We start from the raw sequence: 24040 nt of genomic DNA, 5'->3' as shown, positions 1-24040 counted from the left end.
TCTTGACCGGTGATGCCGGTAATGAGGGCGCGTTTAGCTTCAGTCATCAGTAATTTACCTAATCGGAAAGAATAAAGACCATGGCACGGTCTGACTGCTTATAGCACACTTTAGCCCCTCATGACAAGTTTGGCTAGGTTGACAGGGGACAAAAAGATGAATTGATTTTTTATCCTGGCTGCATAGATTCTAAATTGTTCTGACAATTTTCTCGAAATTTTCTGACTTGAAATTCCTTGACTTTGGTTAATTGATAATTATCTTTTCCCATGGCTAGGGAAAATTTGGCCTCGGTGTCATCAAGTAAATTTTGGGGGACAGCTTTCCACTGTTCTTTCGTTTGCCAATGGACAACGATAATTAATTGTTCCTCGATGGTGGGATTAATCCAAAGCTCCTTACCTAAAAAACCAGGTTGTTTTGCTAAAAACTTTGTCCAAATTTCTTGATCTTTTTGGATAAATTTTTCCCTAGCTTCGGGTTTAACTTGAAATTCTAACCACTCAATGACCATAGTAATTATCTCCTATTTTTGGGTTTTCATCAAGAATTCTTCTGTGAGTTTCATAAAAGCTTTGGAACCACTAGAAGAGGGCATGGCTGCCACCGCAGGCACGAACATATCGACAGCTTTAGCTACATTAACATCCATAGGAATCGCATTAGCAAAAATTTGATGGGCTTGAAAATCCTGTTGTACCCGGCGCATGACTTGATTATAGTAGCGACTGAGTAAACCACCACCGGAAAGAATAAAAACTATACCGAGTAAACCGGGGTTAATCGGTTCGGTTTCTTGATGACTAGCTTTGAGTTTAACTATTCTTCTTTCTAATAGCTGAATGCCGACAATTGATAAAGGTTCGGGACGGGCGGGTAGTAAATAAAAATGACTGCTACATAGACCACTACGAGTTAAAAGATTATAGCCCGGAGCGCAGTCCATAATAATATAATCGTAACGGTCTTGAATGGGATCAATGATTTTTTGAATCAGGATTCTTTCCAGGTTATTCCAAGCATGATCAAAGCCTAAATCTTCCTGTAAAATTGCTTGATGGTGCAGGGTTTCTGAGACGACATATTCATCATATAGTTCAATGTCTCCCGGCAGTAGATCTAAGCCTTGAATTTCACAGACTGAAGGGACAATAATATCATCAATAGTTAATTTATTGTAGGGATTGGGTTTGATAATTGCTTCTAATAAATAGCTTAAAGTGCGTTTTTTGCGACGCAGTTGAGCGAATTCGTGGGGAGACATTAAACTGAGAGTCGCACTGATTTGAGCGTCTAAATCGAGGACAAGGACTCGTTTTTGCTGAAATTTAGCTAAACAGGTGGCAAGGTTGACGGTAAGGGTAGTTTTTCCTACTCCTCCTTTCATATTAACGGTGCTGATGACAGTGGCCATTATGGGAGTTCCTTTCTAGTTAACCGATGGAATATCTCGACGTAAAACTTGCCCGTTGGGAGCCATAATCAAAGGAGGTAAACTGGTAATATCGATCGCTTCTTGGGTTTTCATGTCGTAGGTGGTGTAAACTGTTTCCTGTTGATGGGGATTAATATCGACAATTGTTAAGGTTTTTCTGGGCGCTTGTTCACTGTTCAATAACCGTCGCGGTCCACTGCCTAAAGCTCCTGCGTGTAATAATTGTAATTGCCCCCGTTTACCCGGATAGTAAGCGTGAGCGTGGCCACTAATATAAGTATGCACCTGATGGCCCTCTAAAAACGCTCTTAATTGCTCGGCATCGGCTAAATAATCCCCCGGTCGATTTCTGCCCACGGCAATACCGTAAAGGGGTAAATGACCGATTACTAGCCGCATTTTAGCATTTTTAGCGTCGGGGCTACTCAAGTTTTTTGCTGCCCAATTTAGTTGTTCCCGAGAGATTAAATGAGTGGAGGCATCCCAGACTAGATAGAATATACCATTTTGAGTGAAAGTATAATAAAAAGGAAAGCCGGTTTTATCGATAAAATTTAAACTTGTATGATGTTGGGGATTTTGCCAATAATCTTGGGCTAATTTTCTCTCTTGAGCATAGATAAATTTTCCTGCGGATAAAGCTCCAGAAGCGTCATGATTACCGATGGTAAAACCAAAAGGTATTTTAGCAGCTCGCAGGGGCGCGGCGATATGGCGATCAAAGGCTGACCACATGGCGTTAATTGCTGCCTCTGTCAAGCTGCTTTTTTGTCCTGCCACCATGTCGCCGCCACAGAGGACCAGATCGGGTTTATGATTGATAATTAAGGGGATAGCTCGATCAATTTCGGGATCGTAAGTAGTGGAACCGTATTGACTATTAAGGTCACTAATCACGATTATCTTGACTTTTTTCGCCTTTTGTGCTTGTTTAACGGGAGACTCAGGGGGATTTTTGGAAGTAACGGGCTGTAAAATTTGATGAGCGCAAGCTACCAAGCTAAAACCGCCTAAACTGCCACTAATCAGCAAAAATTTACGGCGTTGCATAGAATATCAATCTCGTCTTTAATTGAGGTCACGTCAGTTAGTGTAGCAATTTTTGTCCCTTCGATCGCTTTTTTGTTGATTATCCCAATTAACCATCAGGAGATAACTTGACAATTCTTTTAACTTCTTTTGCACCTTGGTTATGCCATCACCGGAGTAATTCCTCCGATGATTTGTTAGTATCTATTCAAGATAATTATGCAAAAAAGCTTTTATTTTTGCGTCAACTTCCCGTTAATACCCATCGAGCCAGTGAACGAGTTATCAAAGCTATTCAAGACAAAAAGCCTGATTTCGTTATTTGTTGTGGCATGGCAGAAAGTCGTTATCGTTTAAGTTTAGAATCTCAGGCTAGGAGTAGCACAAAAAAGTTATTGACATCAATTCCGTTGCCAGATTTAATTAAAAACCTTGACTATAGTTATATCAGCGATAATGCTGGTCAGTTTGTCTGCGAAGAATTATATTTTCAAGTCTTAAAATATCATCCGAGAGCCTTATTCGTTCATGTGCCGCTTTTAACTGACAAAAATTTTACTATTATTCAAAGAGATTTTCAGAAAATTATCACCCTTAGCCGTTAGCTCATATAATTCGAGAGTAAGTTTCAAGGGAAAAAGGAAAAAGGATATACTGGTATTTTGCCATAATTGCCCTCCTCGACTTGAGAGCGCACCTGAGTCTAATAAATCTGATTACCACGTCGGGCAAATTCTTCTTGGCTGTAGAGGGGTGGTCGTACTATCATTGGTTTGACCCGGTTGCAACTTTTGCCCCTCTATTTTAACCTAAACATTGGCAATCTTCGCTAACATTCCTCAACTGGGCCCACAAGAGCGGCATCGCACTTAAACCCACAGCTTTAATAAATGTGGATGGTGTGTTCCCCAAAAATCGATCAGTGGAGCAGTAAGAGACACTTTAGGGAACGCACCCTACAAGATCGGCGATCGCACTGAATTTATTTTTCCCGAAATGGATATATACCCTCCAGACAGATTATATATCGTGATTCTCCGTCGCCATCAACATCCTTGACAGTAGGCAATTTAGGCAACGCAAAACTCTTGAATCCATCACCTCCGTATTTGGTCCCAAGTATGGAGTACAGCGCCTGATAGCCAGATATCGGTAGCTTAGATCCGTCACAAAATGCCCAGCCTGCCGGCGCAAAATCCCCTGCAAAAAGCAGAATCTGTCCGATCAAAAAATCCATGTTTTCTTCTTTCTCCAAACAGTGTTGACTTTTTTAGGTTGTGATCGTCTTTCTTATTTCAACTCGACCTCATCCCTTGAACCAACTACACAATATACGAAAACTTTCCGTATCTCACGCCAAATACACATTTTTTAATAAATCTTTCCGCATATTACTCTCCTATAGAGCGATCACAAGAACTTTTCCTAATAAAATTACAAGTAACCGTGTTATGTCGAATTATTATAGGCGTTCTCATGTTTTGAAAATCCCACAGGGTCGCCGATACAAAATTAAGTTATACTTCATCTTTATGATAAACGCTGCCATACCGGAATCTAATTTTGGGGAGATTGATTACCATATTTAACTTCATTTGTCAAGAAATTCTCTCATTTTTAGGTGCGGCATTGCACTTAAACCCACAGCTGCAATTAATGTGCATAGTGCGTTCCCCAAAATCGATCGCTGGAGCAGTAGGAGCCACTTTAGGGAACACACCCTATTTTTTCTGTCAACCCAACCGACAGGATCAGCGTACTGCTGCGCAGTGCCTTCGCCATCGCACTATAGATTTAGCGGTTCCATTGAATGCTTTAGCCGGCGGTCGGGTGCAGTGATTTGTTAGACGCTCGCTTAATTGGCAACCTAACTAATCTATCTTTATGAGCCAGTTGCTTCTGCTTTAAGTCATTAAAAATAGCTCTTAAGTCATATTGAAACGATTGAGCGTATTCTTCTCTATACTTGTGAATTTCATCGAGAATTTCATTTTTATACATGACTAAACCTCTAGGTTATATCCAATAAGCTCATAAGGAGTGCAAATAACTGGCAATATATATCCGAGATCAGAACTAATCTGAGCCAGCTTACGCTGAATTTGGGCATTTGCCATGTGCTTGCAGTTCCATGTTAGCAAATAATCTAAGTTATAGACGGTTGCTAATGCCATATGTAAAGCGTCATTAGATGCCTTTAGGGGCAGATTGCTTTGAGTCAGAAACGCTTGCGAAAGTTCAAACGCATCTTCTGTAAGTTCGAGAAGCATTAGGGATTGTAACAAGTTTAACCGTTGAGCGGCGATTATCGGATCTCCCTTAGCTGCCTCATCTTCAACGATCTCTGATGCGTAAAGCGTAAATGAGCTACTATGTTCGTTCCACCAATCTTGGGTGATCTTGATATTAGCAGCAACGATCAGATTGTCAGTGGGTCTGGCGGTTAAATGCCCAAAAATACTTGTTTCAATATAGACGCTTCCATTAACGGCAACCTAGAATATCTTTTCGCTCTCTATCCTACCTTATTTAATCTTGGTTTTGAGGGTGTTGGGTAACAGCCGTCAACCCAACCGACAAGATCAGCGTACTGCTACGCAGTGCCTTCGCCATCGCACTTAAACCCACAGCTGCAATCAATCTGCATGGTGCGTTCCCCAAAATCGATCGCCGGAGCGGTGGGAGCCTCATTAGGGAACGCACCCTACGGCTGGTGAGCAAGTTGTGGCAAAAACATACTTTTCGTTTGTTGCGTTTGTTGCATTTATTTCGTATCTGGGCTACACTAGGCCGTGGTACTCTGGACAAGAGTTCAATCAACAGTATGAGCGGCACAAGACAATGGCTACTGGAATCGCTGATTTTCAAGAGACAATTGCACCGACTGCGGCAGATACAGAGCTTGCGCGTGAGTCAAGCCGTCAGCTTTCAAGATTTCTAGGCAAACGCCCTGTTGGAAACCCCTTGCCTGACTTCAGACTGCGTGTGCAGGCGGATAATGAGCCAGAAGAAGTGGTTGTTATTCCGATGTCTGCATTTCGCCTTTTAACTGATATTCTGACGCAAATGGCTCGTGGCAATGCAGTTACTTTGATGCCTGTATATGCTGAGTTAACGACACAACAAGCAGCAGATATCTTAAATGTATCACGTCCATTCCTGATCAGTCTGATTGATGATGGCAAGATTCCATACCGAAAAGTGGGAACTCATCGCCGGATTCGATTTGACGACCTCATGACCTATAAGCATGACATAGACCAGAAAAGATTACAAACTCTTGAAGAACTTACACGCGAAGCACAAGAGTTGGACATGGGCTATTGATTGTGAGCAACTTCACTGCATTATTCGATGCGTGTGTTTTATATCCAGCTCCTCTACGGGATTTTTTGATGCGTTTAGCGATAACAGATTTGTTCCGTGCCAAATGGACTGATGAAATTCATGATGAGTGGATTCGGAATGTTTTGAAGAATAGACCTGATCTCACGGAGGAGCGTCTTCACCGTACAAAAGCTCTGATGAACAGTAATGTACGTGACTGTCTCGTTCAGGGTTATAAAGATCTAATTCCATCGCTAAACTTACCAGATGCCAATGACCGTCATGTACTAGCGGCTGCCATTTGTGCAGGAGCCGATGTGATTGTTACATACAATCTGTCAGATTTTCCGGCTACAACTCTTGAGCAATATGGTATCGAGGCTCAGCATCCCGATGAGTTTATTATTCATCTGATTGATTTAGCTCCTTCAGTGGTCTGTGAAGCTGCTAAGCAACAGCGAATGAGTTTAAGAAATCCCCCGCAAAGTGTTGATGAGTTACTGGCAGCTTATGAAAGGCAAGGTCTAGCCCAGACTGTAGCAGAACTCAGAGTGTACGATGGACTACTTTGAAATTCTCAAAACTTTATCTGTCTAACGCCTAGGTTCAGGGGCGTCAAAAAGTAAAGCGAGAAACGAGCGCAGCTTTTTGACGTCCACTGGAACCCCTTGTTAGGCTTAATTATTTATTCGCAGGATGATCGGGTTGATTCATCTGTCTCAGGCCAGAGCTATAATGTTTGTAATCCCAAGATACACTATCACCTGAATCTAGTTTATATGCAGCAAAGCCAACTGAAGGCATCTGTCCGTTGACGAAATATACCCAATAATAACCGTTATTCCCTTGATTATTTTCCACCCCATCAATTGAGGTTAGATATTCGCTATCACCAGATCCCTTTGATGTGTAGGTAACGCTTGGATTACATGATTTTGCTTCATCTAACAGTGTTTTTACTGTCGATTTGTTGGGAACTATTGGAAGATAGTCACAAGCTTGCCATGGCGGTGTATGCCATTGTTGTTGCCAATCAATAAACAAATTTGCTGTATTGGACATAACTGTTCTCTCCATTTGCAGTCCCTGTTGAGATTATAGATAGACTTATCAGAGGGACGTACTGACAAGCCTAACTACATAATATACGGAAACTTTCCGTATCTCACACTAAATACACATTTTTTAAAAAATCTTTCCGCATATTACTCTCCTATAGAGCGATCACAAGAACTCTTCCTATAAAATTACAAGTAAGTCTGTTATGCCGAATTATTATAGGTGTTCTCAGATGTTTTGAAAATCCCACAGGGTGGCCGATACAAAATTAGGTTATACTTCATCTTTATGAGAAACGATGACATACCGGGAGCGAATTGGGGGGATTGATTACCATATTTAACTTCATTTGTCAAGAAATTCGCTCATTTTTAGGTGCGATCGCTTTTTACACGATTATTCCCGTTCCGATTGCTTGGCCGGATTTTGGTAGAATTGCCCGATGGATTCCCTTAGTGGGCTTATTTTTGGGTCTAATTCTGGTTTTGCTCGATATAACTCTAGCTGGCCTGGGAATGCCACCCCTGACTCGTGCAGTTGTCCTTGTGGGGGTTTGGGTTTATCTAACGGGAGGACTACACCTTGATGGAGTTAGTGACACGGCCGATGGTTTAGCTGTCACCGACCCCCAGCGTCGTTTAGCGGTCATGGCCGATAGTGTTACCGGGGCCTTTGGAGTCATGGCCGTGACTATGGTTTTGCTGCTAAAAATCGCCGCTTTGACTGATTTAAGCGATAATCGAGCCTTAGCTCTAATTTTAGCACCAATTTGGGGACGTTGGGGGCAAGTAATGGCGATCGCTCTTTATCCCTACCTCAAACCCACCGGCAAGGGAGCCTTTCATAAAGTGGCTTTTTGTCTGCCCTGGGACTGTGGGGGAGTAATTTGGGGGTTAATCGCCCTATTTGGTGGTCTAAGCTGGGGAATAATCGCCATTAGTGCTGGAATCGCCCTCGCTCTGCTTACTGGTTACTGGTTATATCGTCGTCTTCGCGGTCACACTGGCGATACCTACGGTGCGGTGGTAGAGTGGACAGAGGCTCTATTCTTGGTTTTTTTGACAATAATTAGCTAATTTTTGCCTTCCACGGCCCGTAAACGGGTTAATTTCAGGGTAAATTTTCCCCCACCGGTTTCTCCGAAAGCTCTCACCCGAATAATATATTTACCCGACTCGGTAATGCGTGCAAAGAGGAGAGCATTAGTGCCACCATCAGGACCATCATCATTTTCTGCTACAGTGGAACCATCGTCGGCCAGGAGAATTAAAACTCCATCAAAGTTTTCCGATTTGAGATCGATGGCCACCTGATCGTCCTTTTCCAAATCTACCGTATAATCCCTAGCAAACCCCCCCTCCCCCGTGGGAATATCCTTGTCGGTGAGAGTATCGTTAATTTCTTTGTTGAGGATGAGGGGGACGGGATTATAGATTTTTTCCGCTCGCACTGGTAAAGATTGACCGCTTAACCAGAATAAAGTGAGCAAGACGCATAAACCAGAATAGCGACCAGTCAAAGGGAATCTTATCATAGGGGCAGGTATTCGTTTTCTCAATCTCCCTATTCTACAAAAAACTGATAACTATCAGCAGTTCGACAAAATTAAATTCACACCCCAGAAAAGGGGAACACCGGAACTGCGGAACTGCCTGTGATTAATTTACTTAACTATGAATATATATTCTTTAGTTAGCAAAAACAAGTAAAAAAATCCCCCTTTGAGCAAGGGGGAAAGAGGGAAGATAAAACCCGTCTAAGGTAATTGCTGTGATCATTAATTGACAATATTTAAAAGAGATTGATTGAAAAAGAACTAGAAGTTAAAAACTTAAAGAGGGTTCTTACATGGGCAAAGAAGCTAAAGACTGAGTGATATTATAGGCTTGACCGCGATAGGTAACGGCTACCGGTTTCTCAATGCTTTGAGCGACATCACGGTTTTTTAAATAGGGAACACCACGATAGCCTAAAATCAGCGGACTGGAAGCAACGGTGGCAGTGGGATTTTTCTCGTAAGCAATGCCGCGATAGGTTAATTTCATAGCTGTCTCTGGAGATAATTAGTGAGCTAGTCTTATCTCCATCGGCAGCGAAATTAATTCCAGAAAAGCTCAACTTTTTTCTGGGTAACTATCCTACCAAGAAGACCCACGATAGCGCATTTCTCGACGCAGAGCATAACGACGGGCAAAATTAGGAACATCGCCCCGATGACCTAATAAAATGACCGTATCGCCTTGCTGTAGAATGGTGGAATTGTCGGGATGGGTGATGACACCACCATCAAATTGACGCACAGCAACGATAATAAAAGCACCCTGTCCCCGCACTTCCATCTGACTGATAGGTTGTGCCAAAAAGGGTGAATCGCTTAAAATCGAGTATTCTTCAAATTGCAGGTCGATATCGGCTAATAATTCGTTAAGATTGCGTCTACCTTCATCTTCCTGTAAAAAATCAATCGCGGCCGGATGGGTGATTAAATGGGCCATTCTCTCTGCTCCAATGGTAGCAGGTAAAACCACTTGATCGGCTCCAGCTAATTTTAATTTTTTCTCAGTGCTGGGATATTCTCCCCTGGCGATGATGTATAGTTGCGGACTGAGTTCTCTTGCGGTTAAAGTGATAAAGACATTTAAGGCATCATCGGGTAACACAGTCGCTAAAACTCGCGCTTTGTCGATGCCGGCTTTCTGGAGAATACTTTCATCGGTGGCGTTACCATTAAGAGTTATGTAACCTTTTTCCTGAGCTAATCGAATGCGATCGGGGTTATTATCGACGATAATAAAGGATTGGGCTGTTTTTGCCAATTTAGTCGTTAGGATGCGTCCTATGCGCCCAAAACCGCAGATTATGACGTGATTTTCTAAGGATTCCATCTCTTTATTCATCCGGCGATCGCTAAAAGCTTTGTTAATTTCTCCCTCGGTGAGCATCTGAAAAAACCCTCCCACCACATAAACGGCCGAGGTAGTCCCACAGACGATAACTAACATGGTAAAAGCTCTCAGACTAGGAGTGTTAATCGGTTTAACTTCCCCGAAACCTACTCCAAATATGGTAATTATCACCATATAAACGGCATCGAGAAAACTCCAACCGTAGGCCATATAACCGATAGTTGCCCCGACTACCGTAGCGAGAAAAAAACTCGCCCCGATGATGATCCTTTTCAGTGAACTTTGCATCGATTTCCGTGACCTGACCATCTAGCTATCAGCTTACAGCAGAATCGAGGAGACTCCGAGACGGGAGACAAAAGGCAATAGGCAAAAGGCATCCCTTCTCCTTTCTCCCCAATTCATAATTCATAATTCATAATTCATAATTCATAATTCCCTTGAGACTTGACATTGGGGACAAAAATGAGCCGAGCGCCCACTTAATTTAATTCTGGCAATAGTTGCACCGCAAAGACGACAATTTTCGCCGGTACGACCATAAACCCAGGCCATCGCCCCATAATTGCCATTAACTCCCGTAACGTGGAGAAAATCGCTAAAACTGGTCCCGCCTTCAGCGATCGCGGTTTCCAAGACAGAAATAATGTTTTTTGTCAATAAGTCTATTTGCTCAATTTTCAAGAGATTAGCGGCAGTTTGGGGATGGATACCACTTTTAAAAAGAACTTCATCCGCGTAGATATTACCAATTCCTGCCACCACATTTTGATCGAGGAGAAAAGTTTTAATCGGACGACGACTTTTTTGACAGTGACTATAGAGGTAATCGGGGGTAAAATTGCGATCAAAGGGTTCCAATCCCAGTTTTTTGAGAGCAGTAATCACGCTTTCTGGGGTTTTATCGGCGGCAATCCACCAAATTTTCCCGAAAGTGCGGGTATCGACGAAGCGCAATTCTTGCTGATTAGCAAAAAAGAAGCGTAAGCGCGTATGAATCGGCAGGGGAGTGGTATCTTTTACCCAGAGCAATTGTCCGGTCATACGCAGATGAACCCCGATACTGCTACCATTATCTAAATTGGCGAGGAGATATTTGCCTCGGCGCTGCCAATTGGTAATCGTAGTCTGAGCAATTCCTTGCAGAAAAGTTACCTCGCAATTAGGATAGGCTAGGGTACGCTGTAATAATACTTCCCCACCGATAATTTTTTTGCCCTGGGTAACTTGATTTAACCCGCGACGCACCGTTTCTACTTCTGGCAATTCTGGCATATAAGTGATTGAACAAAATTAAGTTCTTGGTTAGGGTAGGCAAAAGACAAAAGATAGATAAACAGAACTTTTTAAGTAAGTGATTCTAATTAAATATAAGATAGATTTTGCCTCTGATCCCCCCTGCCCCCCTTGATAAGGGGGGTGCCGATAGGTGGGGGGATCAGAAAATTTTTAACACCTACCTACTGATCGGGAAACGACACCAAATTAACGTCAATTCTACTTTAACTTTAACATTTCGATAGTATCAATTATTTCCCGTTCAAAACCGACTTGAGCGCGATTAGTTTTACCACCAATATAAAAGCGATCGCCCGATTGTAAAGCCCAAATTTGGGAATGGGAAAAGTAGCTCATTACCACTCCCATCATCAATAAAGCAAAACCTAAATAGACAATAGGTACTCCCGGATCTGCCTTAATTTGTAAACCTGTACTGCCGACTAATTCGACTATTTTTAGATTAACTCCATTGATAGGAATCGTCATTCCTTCTCGCACAGCAGAGGTTAAATCTCCCTTAGCATCATAGACAATTAACGTACCTTGTAAATCTCTGACTAAAAGAGAAACTCCCTCACTAAGATCGGTTTTAGTCGGAATCCAAGTTCCCCAGATTTGTCCATTACCTTTTGTGTCTAAACTAGCCATCGGTAGCTGTAGGATCGGACTATTATTCACCTGTACTTTTACCCCAGCAATTCCCCAACTGGTTTGATAAAAAGTCACCCCTTTATGGTGCAAAGGTTGGTTAACTTGAATAGTTTTGCGATCGATCTCCTCTCCTTGATTATCGATCACCGACAAATCAGAATAAAATTGTTCTATATCACCTTTAGGACTATAATCAATCCAAAAACGATTAACTTTAATACCCCAATCTTTAGGGAGAGAATTTTTAGATAAGGGTCCAGCTTCAATAATATTTTTAACCTGAAAACTATCGCCACTAGCTACCATTTCTTGAGCGAAAAACCCCGTTAACGCTCCCCAGATCGACCCTGCTAAAATAATTAACATGGCTGCATGAACGATAATCGGACCGATTTTACCGATCAGACCTTTACGAGCATAAAGACTGTTATTTTCTAGAAAAACTTTGTAGCCTTTTTTTTCTAATAGAGGTGTGAGAGATTCTAGGGAACCAGTTTCTAATTCAGCACTTAAAGCTAGTTTTTGAAATTGGCGAGATTGTTGATAAAATTGCCATTTTCTGGCCGCCTTTAAAGCGGGTAATTGTCGTCGGAAGGTACAAGCGGTTAAACTGGAACCGAAGAGAATTAATAATGATAGATACCACCAAGTGCTATAAACATGATTTAATCCCAATAGTAATAAAACTTTCCAAGTCAGAAAGCCAAATAAAGCGGGTTTTTCAGGATAATTAACTTGGTAGAAAGATAGAGATTGACCCTGTTCGATTACCGTCCCAGAAATGCTAAAAATAGCGATTAAAAGTAAGAGGATAATTGCTAATCGCAGATCGGCAATAGTCTGGATAAATTTACGTCCCCATTGAGGCGGTGTATTCTTTAAATTTGAGGAAGTTTCCGATATAGTCATAGTTAAAAGTTTTACAATTCTAGCCAATTATCTATCATAACTCTCCACCATCACAGCAGACGGGATAATAAAGAAAAAACTCCAAAACCGATTAATAAAACCCCACTGACAGGATTAATCCACCCGGACCATTGACGTAGGGAAAGAAAGCTTTTCAGCGAGGCAGTAAAAGAACCGACGATAATTAGCGGTAAAACATAGCCGGCAGTGTAGGATAACAATAATCCCCCTCCTAAGCTTAAATCCCCCGTATTTGCCACCCATGCCAATAGAGTTGCTAGAACAGGTGTACTACATGGAGAGGCGATTAAACCAAATGTTAAACCGAGAAGATAGGACCGCAAAATCGGAGGAAAATCGCCGGTAATCCAATCGGTAGCGCCAAGGGAGGGGAAGCGCAGGGGTAATAATTCCAAGAGGTTTAACCCCATCAAAATAGCGATCGCACTGACGATAATTGGTAAACCGATCCCCACCTGTCCATAGACTTTCCCTAAAGTAGCGGCAATTAGTCCCAATCCCGCTAAGGTGGTGGCTAATCCTAGGGAAAACCATGTGGACTGCCAAAAAGCCGCTAAACGACCTTTATTTTCGTAACCCCCGATATAAGCGACGGTAATCGGCAACATCGACAGCATACAGGGGGTAAGACTGGTAAGTAAACCGGCTAGAAAAATCACGGCAATACTGACAAAACTAAGGTGAGTTAGTTGGGAAGTCACTAAGCGATCGGCGTATTGTTCAAGGTGATAGAGTTGAGTCTGTAATTGGTCTAACATATCGGGGAATTTTTCAGGCTAAATTTGGCTCATTTCTAGGATATTACCATCGGGATCGCTGACAAATAATGCCTTTCTACCCGAGGCACTCATTTGAATTGTATAACCTTGACTTTCTAGATAGTTACCCATGGCTGTCACGTCATCAATAGCGAAGGCAATATGAGGATTGCGTCCCCATTTTTGGGGATTGGGACGGTAGTTTTGATAATTGGTATCGACAATTAAATGAATTTGATAATCTCCCACTTGATACCAAACCCCATCGTATTGAAAAGGGCGATCAATTCTAGTCAATCCTAGAACATTTTCGTAAAAGTTAACGGCTTTTTCTAGATCGGTGACTAAAATCGCCGTGTGTAAGGATCGCATGATGTTCATAGTTAATATCTGACTCGCGGATCGAGCCAACTATAGGTTAAATCGGCAATTAAGTTAAAGATAACAATTAAAATCCCATAGATAAAGGTAATCGCCATCACTACGGGGGTATCACTGCGGGAAATAGAATCAATTAATAAAGCACCGATACCCGGCACACGAAACACTTGTTCTGTAACTAAGGCCCCAGTAAAAATTGAGGGAATATCGAGAGCAATCAGGGTGACAACGGGGATTAAAGCATTGCGAACTATATGCTTAGTTAGGACAGAAAAATTAGTTAATCCCTTGGCTAAGGCAGTTTTAACGTACTCTTGGTGAATTTCTTCAGTTACGGAAGAACGCACGAAACGCATCAACATCGCCCCTTGATATAAGCTTAATACGGTTATGGGCATAATTGACTGTTTAACCTGCTCGACCAAACTATTAAAATCACGGATTTCTAGGGTACTGTTATAAAAAGATGGTAGCCAGTTTAACTGCACACTAAAGATAATAATTAATAATAATCCCGTCACAAAGGTGGGTAAAGAAAAGCCAAGTAGCGAAAAAGTAGAGATGATTTTGTCTAACCAAGAATAGCGCTTGACTGCTGAAATTACGCCCAAAGGAAAAGCGATTAAAACCCCGAAAATATAGGCAATACCGACAATCCAGAGGGTTGTGGGTAAACGCTGCCAAATGAGGGTAAAAACTGGGCTGCGACTGGTGAAAGAATAGCCCATATCTCCTTGAAGAAATGCTAACAACCACTTGACATAACGCACGGGAAGGGGTTGATCTAATCCGAGACTTTTGCGAATATTTTCTCGCACCGCTTCGGTGATAGCGGGATTAGCTGCAAATTCCCCCATCGGATCCCCCGGCGCTAGGGCCAAAATGCCAAAAACCACCATACTAATAGCTAAAAGAGTGGGAATCGAAAATAATAATCTTTTCAGAAAATATTTGAGCATTTATTTACTACGCTTCCAGTCCTTGATGTTCCAAGTATTTCTATCCCAGGGAGTTAATTTAAACCCCGACAAACTATTGCTAATTGCCACCACATCGGCACGATGAACTAGGGGAATAATCACAAAATTATTGATTAACATATCATTCATTTTAATTGCTATTTCTCTCCGTTTTTCTGGTTTTAATTCTTGACTAAAAGCTTGCCATAATTTATCGTATTCAGGATTACAATAACGAGCATAATTATCCCCGGCCCAACCATCAGCTTTTTGGGGAATTTCGCTACAGGTAAAGGTTTTAAAATAGGCTTTTGGATCGGGACTATTATTACCTGTAGTGTACATTTGTAGGTCAGCATAAAACTTTTCTACCGTGTCATCGTTAGCAGGATCGCTAGAAAAGAAAATACTGGCATCAATAGTTTTTAATTCTACTCCTACCCCGATCGCTTGTAAACTTTGTTTGATAATTTCTTGGGTTTTCTGACGGAGAGGATTGACAGTGGTTTGAAAAACTAATTTCATTTCTACCCCATTTTTATCCCTAGTGCCATCACCATTACTATCTTTCCATCCCGCATCATCTAGTAATTTATTAGCCTTTTCTAGATTAAATTCATAGCGAGTATTGGGAGAATTATATTCCGATGGCATCACAATAAAATTAGGAGTTGTTTTCCCAGTAATACCATAAAGCTGCGTGGCAATAGTATCTCTATCAACGGCTAAAGATAAAGCTTCTCTTACTTTCACATCACTCAAAAAAGGATGGGGAAACTTAATACTAGACCTCTCACCTTCGGGAGTAACTTGATTAGGATCACTCAGATTAAATAAAACTCTTTCAATCAAAGAACCGAAACTAGATATTAACTGACCCCGACCCGCTTTTTCTAAATCACTTAAAACCTTAGCCTCTACTTGCAAATTATAGGCATAATCTGCCTCCTGTGTCTGTAAAACCGCTCGTGCCGCAGAAGTTGCATCACCTCCTCCTTTTAATTCTATTCTTTGAAAACCTAATTTATCCGCTTCTCGAAAAAAAGAATTTGGTTCATAAACCGCCGTATCTCCCGGTTTAAATTCTACCACTTTATAGGGGCCAGTTCCCACCGGTAATAAATTAGCAGGGGCCTGGCGTGCCGTTTCATTGCTATACTTTTCATAGAGATGTGATGGTAAAATCATCCCTTCTGTCCCCACAAAAACTAATGACCAAGCGGGATTAACTTGCTTAAAAGTTATTTTAACTGTATGGGGATCGATCGCTTCCACAGTTTTAACTATTTCATAATTGCCGGCGCTAGTAGAACCAGTTTTCGGATTGGTAATAAAATTATAGGTAGCGATGACATCTTTGGCAGTAAAAGGAGTACCATCTGACCATTTAATATCTTTTTTTAGCTTCCATGTCACCGATTTACCATCCCGGGCAACTCCCCCATTTTCAATAGTAGGAATTTCTGCCGCTAAAAAAGGAACTAATTCCCCTTTTTCATCGAAACTAGCCAAAGGTTCTAAGGTAATGCGACTCGCTTCTGAGTCTTTGAATCCCGTGGAGAGATGGGGATTTAAAATCGTCGGCGCTTGCCAATATAAAAGTTTTAAAGTTTCTGAATTATTATTTTCCGTTGCCGGAGGATTATTAGCTGTTTGTTGACGACAAGCACTAAAAAGCAGCGTACAACTAAGGGATAAAATTAACAGGGGCAAGAAAAGCGATCGCTTAAACATTTTTAATGACAATCAATAATTCAACAGGGTGACTTAGGTGATTCCCTACCCCACCAATAACAAGTTATCAGACATTGAGTCTTGATCTCGATCGATTAATTGATTATTTGCCTTTATCCATTCCTAGTCAAGTTAAATCGTTCGTGCCATAATAGCGGGCCTGTACTAGACAATAAAATTCTAGGCACGGCGACGAAAATGCTTATGACCTTATTTCATCAGGGTGCGACAGCAGCGGAAATCGTTAATCGTTACCCATCACTAAATCTAGCTGACGTTTACGCCACGATCGCTTTTTACCTCAAGCACCAATCGGAAGTAGAATCCTACTTGCAACAGCGACAACAGCAAGCACAGGAGATTCGGGTAATCAATCAAGGGAGATTTGACCCCCAGGGATTGCGGGATCGCTTTCTTGCGCGTAAAGCAGCGCGGCAAGCATGATCAAGCTTCTGGTTGATGAGAACTTTGATAATACTTAACTGGTGCGTTACGGCGGATTACTAATTTTGGTTTTTCATTCCAAGGTGATCACCGCCTAACGCACCCTACAAAATTGCTTTTGCATGAGTAGAAAACGGGTTTCTCGGAGAAACCCGTTTTCTGTGCGTTACTCAAGGGATTTAGTGCGATCGCCGATCTTGTAGGGTGCGTTAATGAAATGTAACGCACCTTATCTAATGTTCAAAATCCGTGCGTTACGCTAACGCTAACACAGGGCAAAGATAAATAATTGATAAGCGATCGGCGCATAACACATCATTGGAGCGGACAATATTAGAGTAGTTTACGCTTAGTTGAACGGAATCTCTTGCTGCTCAATTAAGCCGTTATGTTTCATTCGGAGCGCTAGCCTAAGTGGAATTTGTTTACGCAGATGAATTGAAGCGCTCCTTCTCGGTGCGAGGGCATTTCTATGACGTAGAAATCGCCGGAAAAGTGTTTCCGTGCCGAAGCGTTTTGGAAATTATCGCCAATGCCGGAGATTCTGAAGCCACAGGGGTGCCGGACGCGGTAGTGATAATGATGAATCCGGGTTCTTCTAGGCCACTCGATATAAGTTACATTCCAAAATGCTACTCAGTGAGCGATGTACTTGATGGCGGATGGTCGAGGGAACTGATTCCAGCCAGGCCAGATAACGCGCAGTACCAACTGATGCGCCTGATGTTGCTAAAGAGGTGGAAGCACGTCAGGGTTCTCAACCTATCAGATCTCAGAAACGGAAACAGCGGCAGCTTTTCAGTGGATTTTGAGGATGCTCAGAAGCGTGACCCCTCCAGTCCCCATAGCATTATCCATCCCAAGCGGCTCGGCGGGCTTCAACGTGATTGTGCGGGAAGTTCTCGCATAGTTGCAGCATGGGGTTCTACTGAAGTACTTCGAAATGCTGCTATTGCATTCTTATCCGAAATCCCTGGGGTGCAGGGGCTACAGTTGGACTACCCTTGGTACCGCTATCCCAGTCCATATAGAAAAGATCAGAAGATCGATTGGTTAATCAGTGCCTTCGATAAACTTGAAACATAACACTTCGTTCCAGGGGCCGCTGCGCGATAAAGCTGCGCAGCGCCCCTGAACTCGAACGTTATGCTGAAACGATACGCCCGTTAAAGTTATCTATTTTTGCAAAGATAAATAATTGATAAGCGATCGGCGCATAACACATCATTGGAGCGGACAATATTAGAGTAGTTTACGCTTAGTTGAACGGAATCTCTTGCTGCTCAATTAAGCCGTTAGGCGGCTTCACATCCCGTGTGCCTCATACTCACAGTTAGCCGTAGGGTACGTTCCCTAATGTGGCTCCCACTGCTCCACTAGCAGTAGGCTAATCTGGCTAACACGCTTTTGGGCGTGATATACGGAAAGTTTCCGTTTAGCTAAATCCCCGGCAATCCCTGTACTGTTCTCTCCTATCAACCAGCAATTTAAAATCGTGATAGCTTAGGAACTAAACGCGATTAACGTTACGCTCACAATAAAGAAAACTGTATAGAGGAGTTCCTATGACAACTCGTGATACTGCGATCGCCAAATTGCACCAACTCTCCGAGCCACTCTTGCAAGAGGTGAGTGACTTCATTGATTGTATTATCCACAAACATCAAGCTAAACCTGATACCAGCCAAACTGCTGAAAAAATTGTCGAGAGATGGTCACAATGGTTTGAGACGGTGGATCATTTAGACGTAACGCCACTTCAACCAGTCAGCAACTATCAGCAACTCCTGCTCAAAAAATATCGGCAACAAGGACTAGATCTATGATCCTGTGCGATGCCGGAGTCCTACTTTGTCTTGTAGATCGAACTCAGTCTCAGCATAACGCCTATAAAAACGCAGTCCTCCGATTAGAAACGCCCCTTTTAACAACTTGGTCATGCCTGACCGAAGCCATGTACCTTGCGCTGCATCGGGGTGGTTGGCAAATGCAAAAACAACTGGGACAGCTTCTTTTAGACAAACTGCTGGTGGTTTACGATATTCAGGAAAGTGATTACAGTCGTTTGTTGGCATTGATGGAGCAATACCGTGATCGCCCCATGGACTTGGCGGATGCAACCCTGGTCTTGGTAGCTGAAAAGACAGGATATCGGCAAATTCTCACAATCGATTCAGATTTCCTGTTTTATCGGATTACAAACAAAGAAAGCTTTGATATCATTCAAGTGTAATGATCGAAGACCTGCTTCCAACGGCGTATAACTCCACCGTTAGACTGCTCCCACTGTCAGTATGATCGCAATCTTGTAGGGTGCGTTCCCTAATGTGGCTCCTACCGCTCCACTAGCAGTAGGCTAATCTGGATAACACGCTTTTGGGCGTGATATACGGAAAAGTTACAGCAAAAAAGGAGGTTTATTATGGCTGAATGACTAGCAGTTGATGTTTCGAGAACTTACGAATCTGGTATGCTTGGCAAGTGAGGAGACGATAAATTTCCTTGCACTGGAGCAAGAATAACACGGGTGGAATTCCACAAAGAGGTTTCCAAACACCGTATTACTCCCTTTGATGATGGCATAGGACGGGGTGACGCTCACACAAATGATACTGAACTGCCAGATGTTGGAGTTCACTACTGGCTAGATGCAGGAACGAGGCTGAAATACATTTTGAAGGTCTGGGTTGAGGATTAAGGATTTTGTGAATCAGTCGTTGGGGGGCGTTGGTTCCCCTTGCTTTTTTTGTGCGCTACTATGGAATTAAATGATTAAAAGCTAAGACTGCTATGGCACTGGCATCGAATGGACAAACAGCTATAATCCGCACAGAGCGAGGGCTTACAATTGCGGATACTCGTATTACTCTGTATGACGTAATCGATTATCTCAAAGCTCAGTATCCACCCAAGTTTATTCGTGATGCCTTCAATCTTACAGATGCTCAGATTCATGCTGCCCTTTCCTACATTGAAACACATCGAACAGAAGTGGAAGCAGAGTATCAGGAGATTTTAAAGACTGCCGCAGAAACTAAACAATTTTGGGAAGAGAGGAATCGCGAACGTTTTGCTCGGATCGCTGCTACTCCTCCTCGTCCAGGCTATGAAGCGGTTAGAGCTAAACTTCAGGAACGGAGAGCAAAGCGGGAAGCGAAGAAGCAATGATTGTTCTGGCTGATTACAACTTGAATCGGCAGGCAATTCTGATCTCTGGAAGTCTTGTTGTTAGCGGGTTATTAGATCTCGCTCTAATTCGGTTGAGGACATTTGAAGACGTTGGCTTACCCGCAGACAGCAATGATCGAGTAGTTTGGAGATTTGCCCAAACCAACGGGATGCTCTTACTTACGGCAAACCGGAATGCGAAGGGTGAAGACTCGTTGGAACAAGTAATGCGTGAAGAAAATCAACCGACTTCATTTCCGATCATTACGATTGGCGATCCGGATAGGGTCAATGAATCTGACTATCGAGAACGCTGCGTTGAAAGGCTTGTAGAAATTGTGATCGATATCCAAGACTATATGGGGGCTGGTCGGTTGTTTATTCCATAAGGTGATTGGCGCATCATATCTGTTGGTGACAAGGCATAACAACCCCAATGCACACCGACCGACGAAAGCTAATCAGTTATGATGCAAAGTCTATCTGCGACGGGTGATTGGGAACGTTAGACTGCTCCCACTGTCAGTGTGATCGCCGATCTTGTAGGGTGCGTTCCCTAATGTGGCTCCTACCGCTCCACTAGCAGTAGGCTAATCTGGCTAACACGCTTTTGGGTGTGATATACGGAAAGTTTCCGTATAATCAATAGTCCAGTAGTCGTAACGCACCACCCACGAGATATATTAAAAATAGTAGGCGTTATTTTTTTATCGTTGGGTTGTAACCAGTAACGTTATGGGTTACACTTAATGGATGATAGTCAGTTTCAAGCATCGAGGACTAGAGCAGTTCTTTGAGTCGGGAACCACCCGAGGCATTCAGGCAAATCATGCCCAACGAATTCGGCTGATTCTGGCTCGTCTCAGTGCTGCAACTTCACCGCAAGACATGAACTTACCCGGGTTGGTACTTCATCAACTGGCAGGGCAACGTAAAGGAACCTGGACGGTGAGAGTATCTGGAAACTGGCGGATCACTTTCACCTTTGACGGTGTTGATGCTTGTGATGTCGATCTTGAGGACTACCACTGATGAAAATGCATAATCCACCACATCCTGGTGAAGTTCTTAAAGAACTTTGTCTCGAACCTTTGAATCTGACTGTGACTGAGGCTGCTGAAGCATTGGGTGTAAGTCGAAAAACCCTATCTGCCATCTTAAATGGTAGGGCAGGTATTAGCCCCGAAATGGCAATTCGCTTAGGGAAAGCTTTCGATACATCTCCTGAAAGTTGGCTCAATCAGCAAATGCAATACGATCTATGGCAAGCAGAGCAGACAATTGGCAATATCAAAGTCAAACGGCTATCAGTTGTCTAACCAGGGTTTGCAGCCGACGGACTCAACACCCCAGTGCGATGCCGAAGGCACTGCATAGCAGATCCCCATCGCTGTAGAGTGCGTTCCCTAATGTGGCTCCTACTGCTCCACTAGCAGTAGGCTAATCTGGCTAACACGCTTTTGGGCGTGATATTCTGTGTTTGTATTCCAACACTTCGTTAATCGATAGCTATATAGAACCCAGCCAATGAGTATGAGTGAATCCAACGAGTTTGACATCACAACGCCAGAAAAACGGCATAAAGCGCTTACCTTCTTGTCGCAGAATAGTTAGCTTGCAATGGTGCCTTTGGCGCTTCCAGTAGCACTTGTTTTGGACGGTATTTCCCTTCTTACATCAGGTGCTAACGAAAAAGAGATTGCAGAACAAAGAAAAGTAGCGATCGACATTATTCGAGCAGGAAAAGAAAATGGTGTTGATGAAATAGAGATTACAATGTCTCAGAAAGCTGGTGTTGGTCTATCTTCAGACGTTGATGGTGTCCCAATTGAGTTTATTGTTGGTGCTTCAGGTACAATGAAGCTAAAGGTAAAATACAAGTAGTGGGTGATGGCGAAACTCTACTATCGTGGCATGGCAGAGCAAAACGACAGACCCAAAATTGGTCGTAGTGCCAGATTATTAGGGGTTAGACCTAATATCGATATAAACATTCAGCAAATGCCAGTAGGTTGCCTAGATGAACAAAGCTATTTGTTACCAGAGCCACAGCGTAAGTTGCATGGCGATCTTGTAACGGTTGCCATTAGGGACACAAAGGGAATGTCTGTTGCCCTATCCATTGAAGGTTTACCAGCATTTCGCAAACCTGCCAGTTTTGGTGGAACTGGCAAAGACCCTTTATGGCAAATTGACGATAGCCATATCACAGGGGATTTACAGGCTGTCCAAGATAGCCCGACTCACGTTAGCATCATGCCAAGAGTTACAATGGCTCTAGAAAAGTACGAGGCAGCATTGGCAAACACCCAAAAATATTGGGAAAAGGTTGATTAGTGGCATACACACAATGGGAGGCTATCAAAATGGCATGGATATTTAGTCTATCGGCAGAATGTGGTTCGGATGAGAGCAACGCCTATAAATTTGCTCAGCATTTTGAGGGAATATCATGGTTGCTGTCAACTGGTCGCCATTGCCAGTGTCACACAGATATATTCCAAGATATAGAAGAAAATTGGTGGTGTCGTGTTTCACCAAGTAATCTTAGCGAAGTGGGAATAGACAGCCCTGAAAGTGCATATTCAATGACAGAGTTAGGTATCTTACTATATCAGTCCCTACGATTTGCTCCCCCATTCCGTTATGCACTGGTTGGTGTTGAAGTCGATGAATTTAGAACTTACAGCGAGCTTATCGAAGAATCATCTAACTTATCTATCCCAGGACTGGTTTTAGCAAAACCACTCGAACAAGAGCTAGGAATATTGTCAGTATTGCGCCCCTTTAGTTCTAGTTATGTTTGGCAACCCTACGCAGGAGAAGTCTACAATCCGCTTATGGTATCCCAAAACTTAAAAAATAAGCTTAATGAACTGCTTAAGTTAACCTCACAAGCGAAGACGGCATAACTAGACCGTTACACTGCTCCCACTGTCAGTACGATCCCCATCGCTGTAGGGTGCGTTCCCTAATGTGGCTCCTACTGCCCCACCAATAGATTTTTGGGGAACGCACCATGCTAGAGGATTATAAAAATATTTGCCGTCGCACTCCAGCCTATCGTGGCTGAGTTCAACCGTTATCGAGAAAAATAATTAAATCCCGTCAAATTCCCCTAAAAATTTCACCTCTGGTTCTAACCAGAGGGACCAGCGATCGAACACTTGTTCCTGCACATGGCGAATTAAACGCAGAATATCCGAGGCTTTTGCTGAACCAATATTCAGGATAAAATTAGCGTGTAATTCTGATACTTGCGCCCCACCAATTTGATAACCTTTTAATCCCATTCCCTCAATTAAAGCCCCGGCAAATTGCGGTTTAGGATTGCGGAAAACACTACCACAACTAGGACGATCATAGGGTTGGGTATTTTTGCGATGGCGTAAATTATGGGTAGTAATTGCCATTATTTCCTCGCGATTATCGGTAGCTTCTAACTGAAATGTAGCTTCGATAACTAAACGTTGATCCCCTTGCAGAGAAGAACTGCGATAACTATAATTTAAATCTTCTTTGCTTAAAGTTTCTAACTGACCATCGGGATTTAATACCAGCGCCCGCACTAATCGATCCGCCACACAGGAGGTGTGCGCCCCCGCATTCATGACCACAGCACCCCCCACCGTACCGGGGATACCCACCGCCCATTCTAAGCCCCTCCAGCCCCGTTTTGCCGCTCTCCAAGCTATTTTTGGCAGGGGTTCCCCCGCCGCTGCTGTAATCGTAGCAGTTTCGGCATCAAAACAACTCGATCGCAGATGACGAGTATTGAGGACAAGTCCGGGTAAACCTCGATCGCTGATTAGTAAATTTGAACCAGCCCCCAAAACAGTCAAGGGTAAATCTTGCGATTGCCACCAAGCGAACAATTCTCTTAATTCCTCTAGATTAACTGGTTCGGCATACCATTGCGCTCTTCCCCCCACCCGGTAGGAAGTGAAATCAGCTAGAGAAACAGAGGATTTAATCATA

Annotated in this window: 33 protein-coding genes; 16 read left to right on the top strand and 17 right to left on the bottom strand. The window is 42.9% G+C overall.

The window, feature by feature from the left end:
• Positions 1–169: 169 nt before the first annotated feature.
• From LW728_RS16955 to LW728_RS16945, 3 genes are read right to left on the bottom strand one after another with little or no spacing between them, the layout of a single operon-like run.
• Complete coding sequence (locus tag LW728_RS16955; protein WP_002803222.1) at positions 170–514, bottom strand: TIGR03792 family protein; 345 nt, start codon at positions 512–514, stop codon at positions 170–172.
• Between the two features lie 12 nt (positions 515–526).
• Positions 527–1414 (bottom strand): ParA family protein, encoded by an 888-nt coding sequence (locus tag LW728_RS16950; protein ID WP_287670355.1) that lies wholly within the window; start codon positions 1412–1414, stop codon positions 527–529.
• A gap of 15 nt (positions 1415–1429) precedes the next feature.
• The gene (locus LW728_RS16945; protein WP_002803225.1) at positions 1430–2485 is read right to left on the bottom strand and encodes a metallophosphoesterase family protein; all 1056 of its coding nucleotides are present in this window, start codon (positions 2483–2485) and stop codon (positions 1430–1432) included.
• Between the two features lie 107 nt (positions 2486–2592).
• On the opposite strand from LW728_RS16945, the gene LW728_RS16940 reads away from it, so the two are divergent.
• Entirely contained in the window at positions 2593–3069 is a 477-nt protein-coding gene (locus tag LW728_RS16940; RefSeq protein ID WP_287670363.1) for a pyroglutamyl-peptidase I family protein, read from the top strand.
• 377 nt (positions 3070–3446) lie between these two features.
• Here the strand turns inward: LW728_RS16940 and LW728_RS16935 are convergent, their stop codons facing one another.
• A complete protein-coding gene (locus LW728_RS16935; RefSeq protein ID WP_228009726.1) occupies positions 3447–3719 on the bottom strand; it encodes a phage tail protein in 273 nt (90 codons plus the stop codon).
• Positions 3720–4120: 401 nt separating this feature from the next.
• Between LW728_RS16935 and LW728_RS16930 the strand changes: the two genes are divergently transcribed.
• Positions 4121–4303 (top strand): hypothetical protein, encoded by a 183-nt coding sequence (locus LW728_RS16930; RefSeq protein WP_287767364.1) that lies wholly within the window; start codon positions 4121–4123, stop codon positions 4301–4303.
• Here the strand turns inward: LW728_RS16930 and LW728_RS16925 are convergent.
• Entirely contained in the window at positions 4280–4465 is a 186-nt protein-coding gene (locus LW728_RS16925; RefSeq protein WP_002757942.1) for a hypothetical protein, read from the bottom strand. The genes LW728_RS16930 and LW728_RS16925 overlap by 24 nt on opposite strands.
• 2 nt (positions 4466–4467) lie before the next feature.
• Positions 4468–4935 carry a type II toxin-antitoxin system VapC family toxin gene (locus LW728_RS16920; RefSeq protein WP_149988197.1) on the bottom strand — a complete coding sequence of 156 codons (468 nt, stop codon included), beginning with the start codon at positions 4933–4935 and terminating at the stop codon, positions 4468–4470.
• A gap of 253 nt (positions 4936–5188) precedes the next feature.
• On the opposite strand from LW728_RS16920, the gene LW728_RS16915 reads away from it, so the two are divergent.
• On the top strand, positions 5189–5791 hold the full coding sequence (locus tag LW728_RS16915; protein WP_256094059.1) for a helix-turn-helix domain-containing protein: 603 nt from the start codon (positions 5189–5191) through the stop codon (positions 5789–5791).
• Between the two features lie 2 nt (positions 5792–5793).
• Positions 5794–6363 carry a PIN domain-containing protein gene (locus LW728_RS16910; protein WP_256094060.1) on the top strand — a complete coding sequence of 190 codons (570 nt, stop codon included), beginning with the start codon at positions 5794–5796 and terminating at the stop codon, positions 6361–6363.
• A gap of 109 nt (positions 6364–6472) precedes the next feature.
• On the opposite strand, the gene LW728_RS16905 is transcribed toward LW728_RS16910, so the two are convergent.
• On the bottom strand, positions 6473–6853 hold the full coding sequence (locus tag LW728_RS16905; RefSeq protein ID WP_069474938.1) for a DUF4430 domain-containing protein: 381 nt from the start codon (positions 6851–6853) through the stop codon (positions 6473–6475).
• A 314-nt stretch (positions 6854–7167) separates the two neighbouring features.
• On the opposite strand from LW728_RS16905, the gene cobS reads away from it, so the two are divergent.
• Positions 7168–7926, top strand: coding sequence for an adenosylcobinamide-GDP ribazoletransferase (gene cobS / locus LW728_RS16900; RefSeq protein WP_287767361.1), 759 nt, complete (start codon positions 7168–7170; stop codon positions 7924–7926).
• Here the strand turns inward: cobS and LW728_RS16895 are convergent.
• From LW728_RS16895 to LW728_RS16855, 9 genes are all read right to left on the bottom strand, one after another.
• A complete protein-coding gene (locus tag LW728_RS16895) occupies positions 7923–8384 on the bottom strand; it encodes a PPC domain-containing protein (protein ID WP_130756408.1) in 462 nt (153 codons plus the stop codon). The two genes, cobS and LW728_RS16895, sit on opposite strands and share 4 nt — an antisense overlap.
• A gap of 310 nt (positions 8385–8694) precedes the next feature.
• On the bottom strand, positions 8695–8895 hold the full coding sequence (locus LW728_RS16890) for a DUF4278 domain-containing protein (RefSeq protein ID WP_002803232.1): 201 nt from the start codon (positions 8893–8895) through the stop codon (positions 8695–8697).
• Positions 8896–8988: 93 nt separating this feature from the next.
• Positions 8989–10044: a potassium channel family protein gene (locus LW728_RS16885; RefSeq protein ID WP_287767358.1), complete on the bottom strand. Its 1056-nt coding sequence runs from the start codon at positions 10042–10044 to the stop codon at positions 8989–8991.
• A gap of 141 nt (positions 10045–10185) precedes the next feature.
• Positions 10186–11031 (bottom strand): DNA-formamidopyrimidine glycosylase, encoded by an 846-nt coding sequence (locus LW728_RS16880; protein ID WP_002803234.1) that lies wholly within the window; start codon positions 11029–11031, stop codon positions 10186–10188.
• A gap of 222 nt (positions 11032–11253) precedes the next feature.
• A complete protein-coding gene (locus tag LW728_RS16875; protein WP_287767356.1) occupies positions 11254–12597 on the bottom strand; it encodes a cytochrome c biogenesis protein in 1344 nt (447 codons plus the stop codon).
• A gap of 50 nt (positions 12598–12647) precedes the next feature.
• A complete protein-coding gene (locus LW728_RS16870; RefSeq protein ID WP_002757062.1) occupies positions 12648–13376 on the bottom strand; it encodes a cytochrome c biogenesis protein CcdA in 729 nt (242 codons plus the stop codon).
• Positions 13377–13394: 18 nt separating this feature from the next.
• Complete coding sequence (locus LW728_RS16865) at positions 13395–13757, bottom strand: VOC family protein (protein ID WP_002780396.1); 363 nt, start codon at positions 13755–13757, stop codon at positions 13395–13397.
• A 2-nt stretch (positions 13758–13759) separates the two neighbouring features.
• Positions 13760–14716, bottom strand: a complete 957-nt coding sequence (locus LW728_RS16860; RefSeq protein WP_002803240.1) for an ABC transporter permease — start codon at positions 14714–14716, stop codon at positions 13760–13762.
• Positions 14717–16450, bottom strand: a complete 1734-nt coding sequence (locus LW728_RS16855; protein WP_287767354.1) for a peptide ABC transporter substrate-binding protein — start codon at positions 16448–16450, stop codon at positions 14717–14719.
• Between the two features lie 204 nt (positions 16451–16654).
• On the opposite strand from LW728_RS16855, the gene LW728_RS16850 reads away from it, so the two are divergent.
• From LW728_RS16850 to LW728_RS16800, 11 genes are all read left to right on the top strand, one after another.
• Entirely contained in the window at positions 16655–16894 is a 240-nt protein-coding gene (locus LW728_RS16850; protein WP_287767353.1) for a DUF433 domain-containing protein, read from the top strand.
• Between the two features lie 414 nt (positions 16895–17308).
• Entirely contained in the window at positions 17309–17980 is a 672-nt protein-coding gene (locus tag LW728_RS16845) for a hypothetical protein (protein ID WP_016514528.1), read from the top strand.
• A 479-nt stretch (positions 17981–18459) separates the two neighbouring features.
• Positions 18460–18720: a hypothetical protein gene (locus LW728_RS16840; protein ID WP_002736321.1), complete on the top strand. Its 261-nt coding sequence runs from the start codon at positions 18460–18462 to the stop codon at positions 18718–18720.
• Positions 18717–19127, top strand: coding sequence for a type II toxin-antitoxin system VapC family toxin (locus LW728_RS16835; RefSeq protein ID WP_002803249.1), 411 nt, complete (start codon positions 18717–18719; stop codon positions 19125–19127). The genes LW728_RS16840 and LW728_RS16835 overlap by 4 nt, the downstream gene beginning before the upstream one ends.
• Positions 19128–19684: 557 nt before the next feature.
• Positions 19685–20062 carry a DUF433 domain-containing protein gene (locus LW728_RS16830; RefSeq protein ID WP_287767351.1) on the top strand — a complete coding sequence of 126 codons (378 nt, stop codon included), beginning with the start codon at positions 19685–19687 and terminating at the stop codon, positions 20060–20062.
• Positions 20059–20451 carry a hypothetical protein gene (locus LW728_RS16825; protein ID WP_002791850.1) on the top strand — a complete coding sequence of 131 codons (393 nt, stop codon included), beginning with the start codon at positions 20059–20061 and terminating at the stop codon, positions 20449–20451. The genes LW728_RS16830 and LW728_RS16825 overlap by 4 nt, the downstream gene beginning before the upstream one ends.
• Before the next feature lie 364 nt (positions 20452–20815).
• Positions 20816–21094: a type II toxin-antitoxin system RelE/ParE family toxin gene (locus LW728_RS16820; RefSeq protein WP_002791849.1), complete on the top strand. Its 279-nt coding sequence runs from the start codon at positions 20816–20818 to the stop codon at positions 21092–21094.
• The gene (locus tag LW728_RS16815; RefSeq protein ID WP_002767514.1) at positions 21094–21381 is read left to right on the top strand and encodes a HigA family addiction module antitoxin; all 288 of its coding nucleotides are present in this window, start codon (positions 21094–21096) and stop codon (positions 21379–21381) included. Before LW728_RS16820 ends, LW728_RS16815 begins: the two co-directional genes overlap by 1 nt.
• Positions 21382–21682: 301 nt before the next feature.
• Positions 21683–21946 (top strand): KH domain-containing protein, encoded by a 264-nt coding sequence (locus LW728_RS16810; RefSeq protein WP_079208077.1) that lies wholly within the window; start codon positions 21683–21685, stop codon positions 21944–21946.
• A gap of 6 nt (positions 21947–21952) precedes the next feature.
• Positions 21953–22399, top strand: coding sequence for a Tse2 family ADP-ribosyltransferase toxin (locus tag LW728_RS16805; RefSeq protein ID WP_002799046.1), 447 nt, complete (start codon positions 21953–21955; stop codon positions 22397–22399).
• A 29-nt stretch (positions 22400–22428) separates the two neighbouring features.
• Positions 22429–22974: a hypothetical protein gene (locus LW728_RS16800; protein WP_002791843.1), complete on the top strand. Its 546-nt coding sequence runs from the start codon at positions 22429–22431 to the stop codon at positions 22972–22974.
• Between the two features lie 186 nt (positions 22975–23160).
• Here LW728_RS16800 and murB read toward each other — a convergent pair whose 3' ends face one another.
• A complete protein-coding gene (gene murB / locus LW728_RS16795; protein WP_287670394.1) occupies positions 23161–24039 on the bottom strand; it encodes a UDP-N-acetylmuramate dehydrogenase in 879 nt (292 codons plus the stop codon).
• Between the last annotated feature and the right edge of the window lies 1 nt (position 24040).

Source organism: Microcystis sp. 49638_E5 (genome assembly GCF_021300285.1).
Lineage (GTDB): Bacteria > Cyanobacteriota > Cyanobacteriia > Cyanobacteriales > Microcystaceae > Microcystis > Microcystis aeruginosa_C.
The sequence above is the reverse complement of the archived record's forward strand: the minus strand, read 5'-3'. Positions and strand labels throughout refer to the sequence as shown.

Bases quoted from the DNA above. Each gene is read 5' to 3' on its own strand.
- LW728_RS16815 (WP_002767514.1), top strand. From the start codon at position 21,094: ATGAAAATGCATAATCCACCACATCCTGGTGAAGTTCTTAAAGAACTT.
- LW728_RS16855 (WP_287767354.1), bottom strand. From the start codon at position 16,450: ATGTTTAAGCGATCGCTTTTCTTGCCCCTGTTAATTTTATCCCTTAGT.
- LW728_RS16875 (WP_287767356.1), bottom strand. From the start codon at position 12,597: ATGACTATATCGGAAACTTCCTCAAATTTAAAGAATACACCGCCTCAA.
- LW728_RS16930 (WP_287767364.1), top strand. From the start codon at position 4,121: ATGTGCATAGTGCGTTCCCCAAAATCGATCGCTGGAGCAGTAGGAGCC.
- LW728_RS16870 (WP_002757062.1), bottom strand. From the start codon at position 13,376: ATGTTAGACCAATTACAGACTCAACTCTATCACCTTGAACAATACGCC.
- LW728_RS16880 (WP_002803234.1), bottom strand. From the start codon at position 11,031: ATGCCAGAATTGCCAGAAGTAGAAACGGTGCGTCGCGGGTTAAATCAA.
- LW728_RS16810 (WP_079208077.1), top strand. From the start codon at position 21,683: ATGGTGCCTTTGGCGCTTCCAGTAGCACTTGTTTTGGACGGTATTTCC.
- LW728_RS16850 (WP_287767353.1), top strand. From the start codon at position 16,655: ATGACCTTATTTCATCAGGGTGCGACAGCAGCGGAAATCGTTAATCGT.
- LW728_RS16830 (WP_287767351.1), top strand. From the start codon at position 19,685: ATGGCACTGGCATCGAATGGACAAACAGCTATAATCCGCACAGAGCGA.
- LW728_RS16925 (WP_002757942.1), bottom strand. From the start codon at position 4,465: ATGTATAAAAATGAAATTCTCGATGAAATTCACAAGTATAGAGAAGAA.
- LW728_RS16800 (WP_002791843.1), top strand. From the start codon at position 22,429: ATGGCATGGATATTTAGTCTATCGGCAGAATGTGGTTCGGATGAGAGC.
- LW728_RS16865 (WP_002780396.1), bottom strand. From the start codon at position 13,757: ATGAACATCATGCGATCCTTACACACGGCGATTTTAGTCACCGATCTA.
- murB (WP_287670394.1), bottom strand. From the start codon at position 24,039: ATGATTAAATCCTCTGTTTCTCTAGCTGATTTCACTTCCTACCGGGTG.
- LW728_RS16950 (WP_287670355.1), bottom strand. From the start codon at position 1,414: ATGGCCACTGTCATCAGCACCGTTAATATGAAAGGAGGAGTAGGAAAA.
- LW728_RS16805 (WP_002799046.1), top strand. From the start codon at position 21,953: ATGGCGAAACTCTACTATCGTGGCATGGCAGAGCAAAACGACAGACCC.
- LW728_RS16840 (WP_002736321.1), top strand. From the start codon at position 18,460: ATGACAACTCGTGATACTGCGATCGCCAAATTGCACCAACTCTCCGAG.
- LW728_RS16895 (WP_130756408.1), bottom strand. From the start codon at position 8,384: ATGATAAGATTCCCTTTGACTGGTCGCTATTCTGGTTTATGCGTCTTG.
- LW728_RS16905 (WP_069474938.1), bottom strand. From the start codon at position 6,853: ATGTCCAATACAGCAAATTTGTTTATTGATTGGCAACAACAATGGCAT.
- LW728_RS16955 (WP_002803222.1), bottom strand. From the start codon at position 514: ATGGTCATTGAGTGGTTAGAATTTCAAGTTAAACCCGAAGCTAGGGAA.
- LW728_RS16890 (WP_002803232.1), bottom strand. From the start codon at position 8,895: ATGAAATTAACCTATCGCGGCATTGCTTACGAGAAAAATCCCACTGCC.
- LW728_RS16835 (WP_002803249.1), top strand. From the start codon at position 18,717: ATGATCCTGTGCGATGCCGGAGTCCTACTTTGTCTTGTAGATCGAACT.
- LW728_RS16825 (WP_002791850.1), top strand. From the start codon at position 20,059: ATGATTGTTCTGGCTGATTACAACTTGAATCGGCAGGCAATTCTGATC.
- LW728_RS16885 (WP_287767358.1), bottom strand. From the start codon at position 10,044: ATGCAAAGTTCACTGAAAAGGATCATCATCGGGGCGAGTTTTTTTCTC.
- LW728_RS16945 (WP_002803225.1), bottom strand. From the start codon at position 2,485: ATGCAACGCCGTAAATTTTTGCTGATTAGTGGCAGTTTAGGCGGTTTT.
- LW728_RS16820 (WP_002791849.1), top strand. From the start codon at position 20,816: ATGATAGTCAGTTTCAAGCATCGAGGACTAGAGCAGTTCTTTGAGTCG.
- LW728_RS16860 (WP_002803240.1), bottom strand. From the start codon at position 14,716: ATGCTCAAATATTTTCTGAAAAGATTATTATTTTCGATTCCCACTCTT.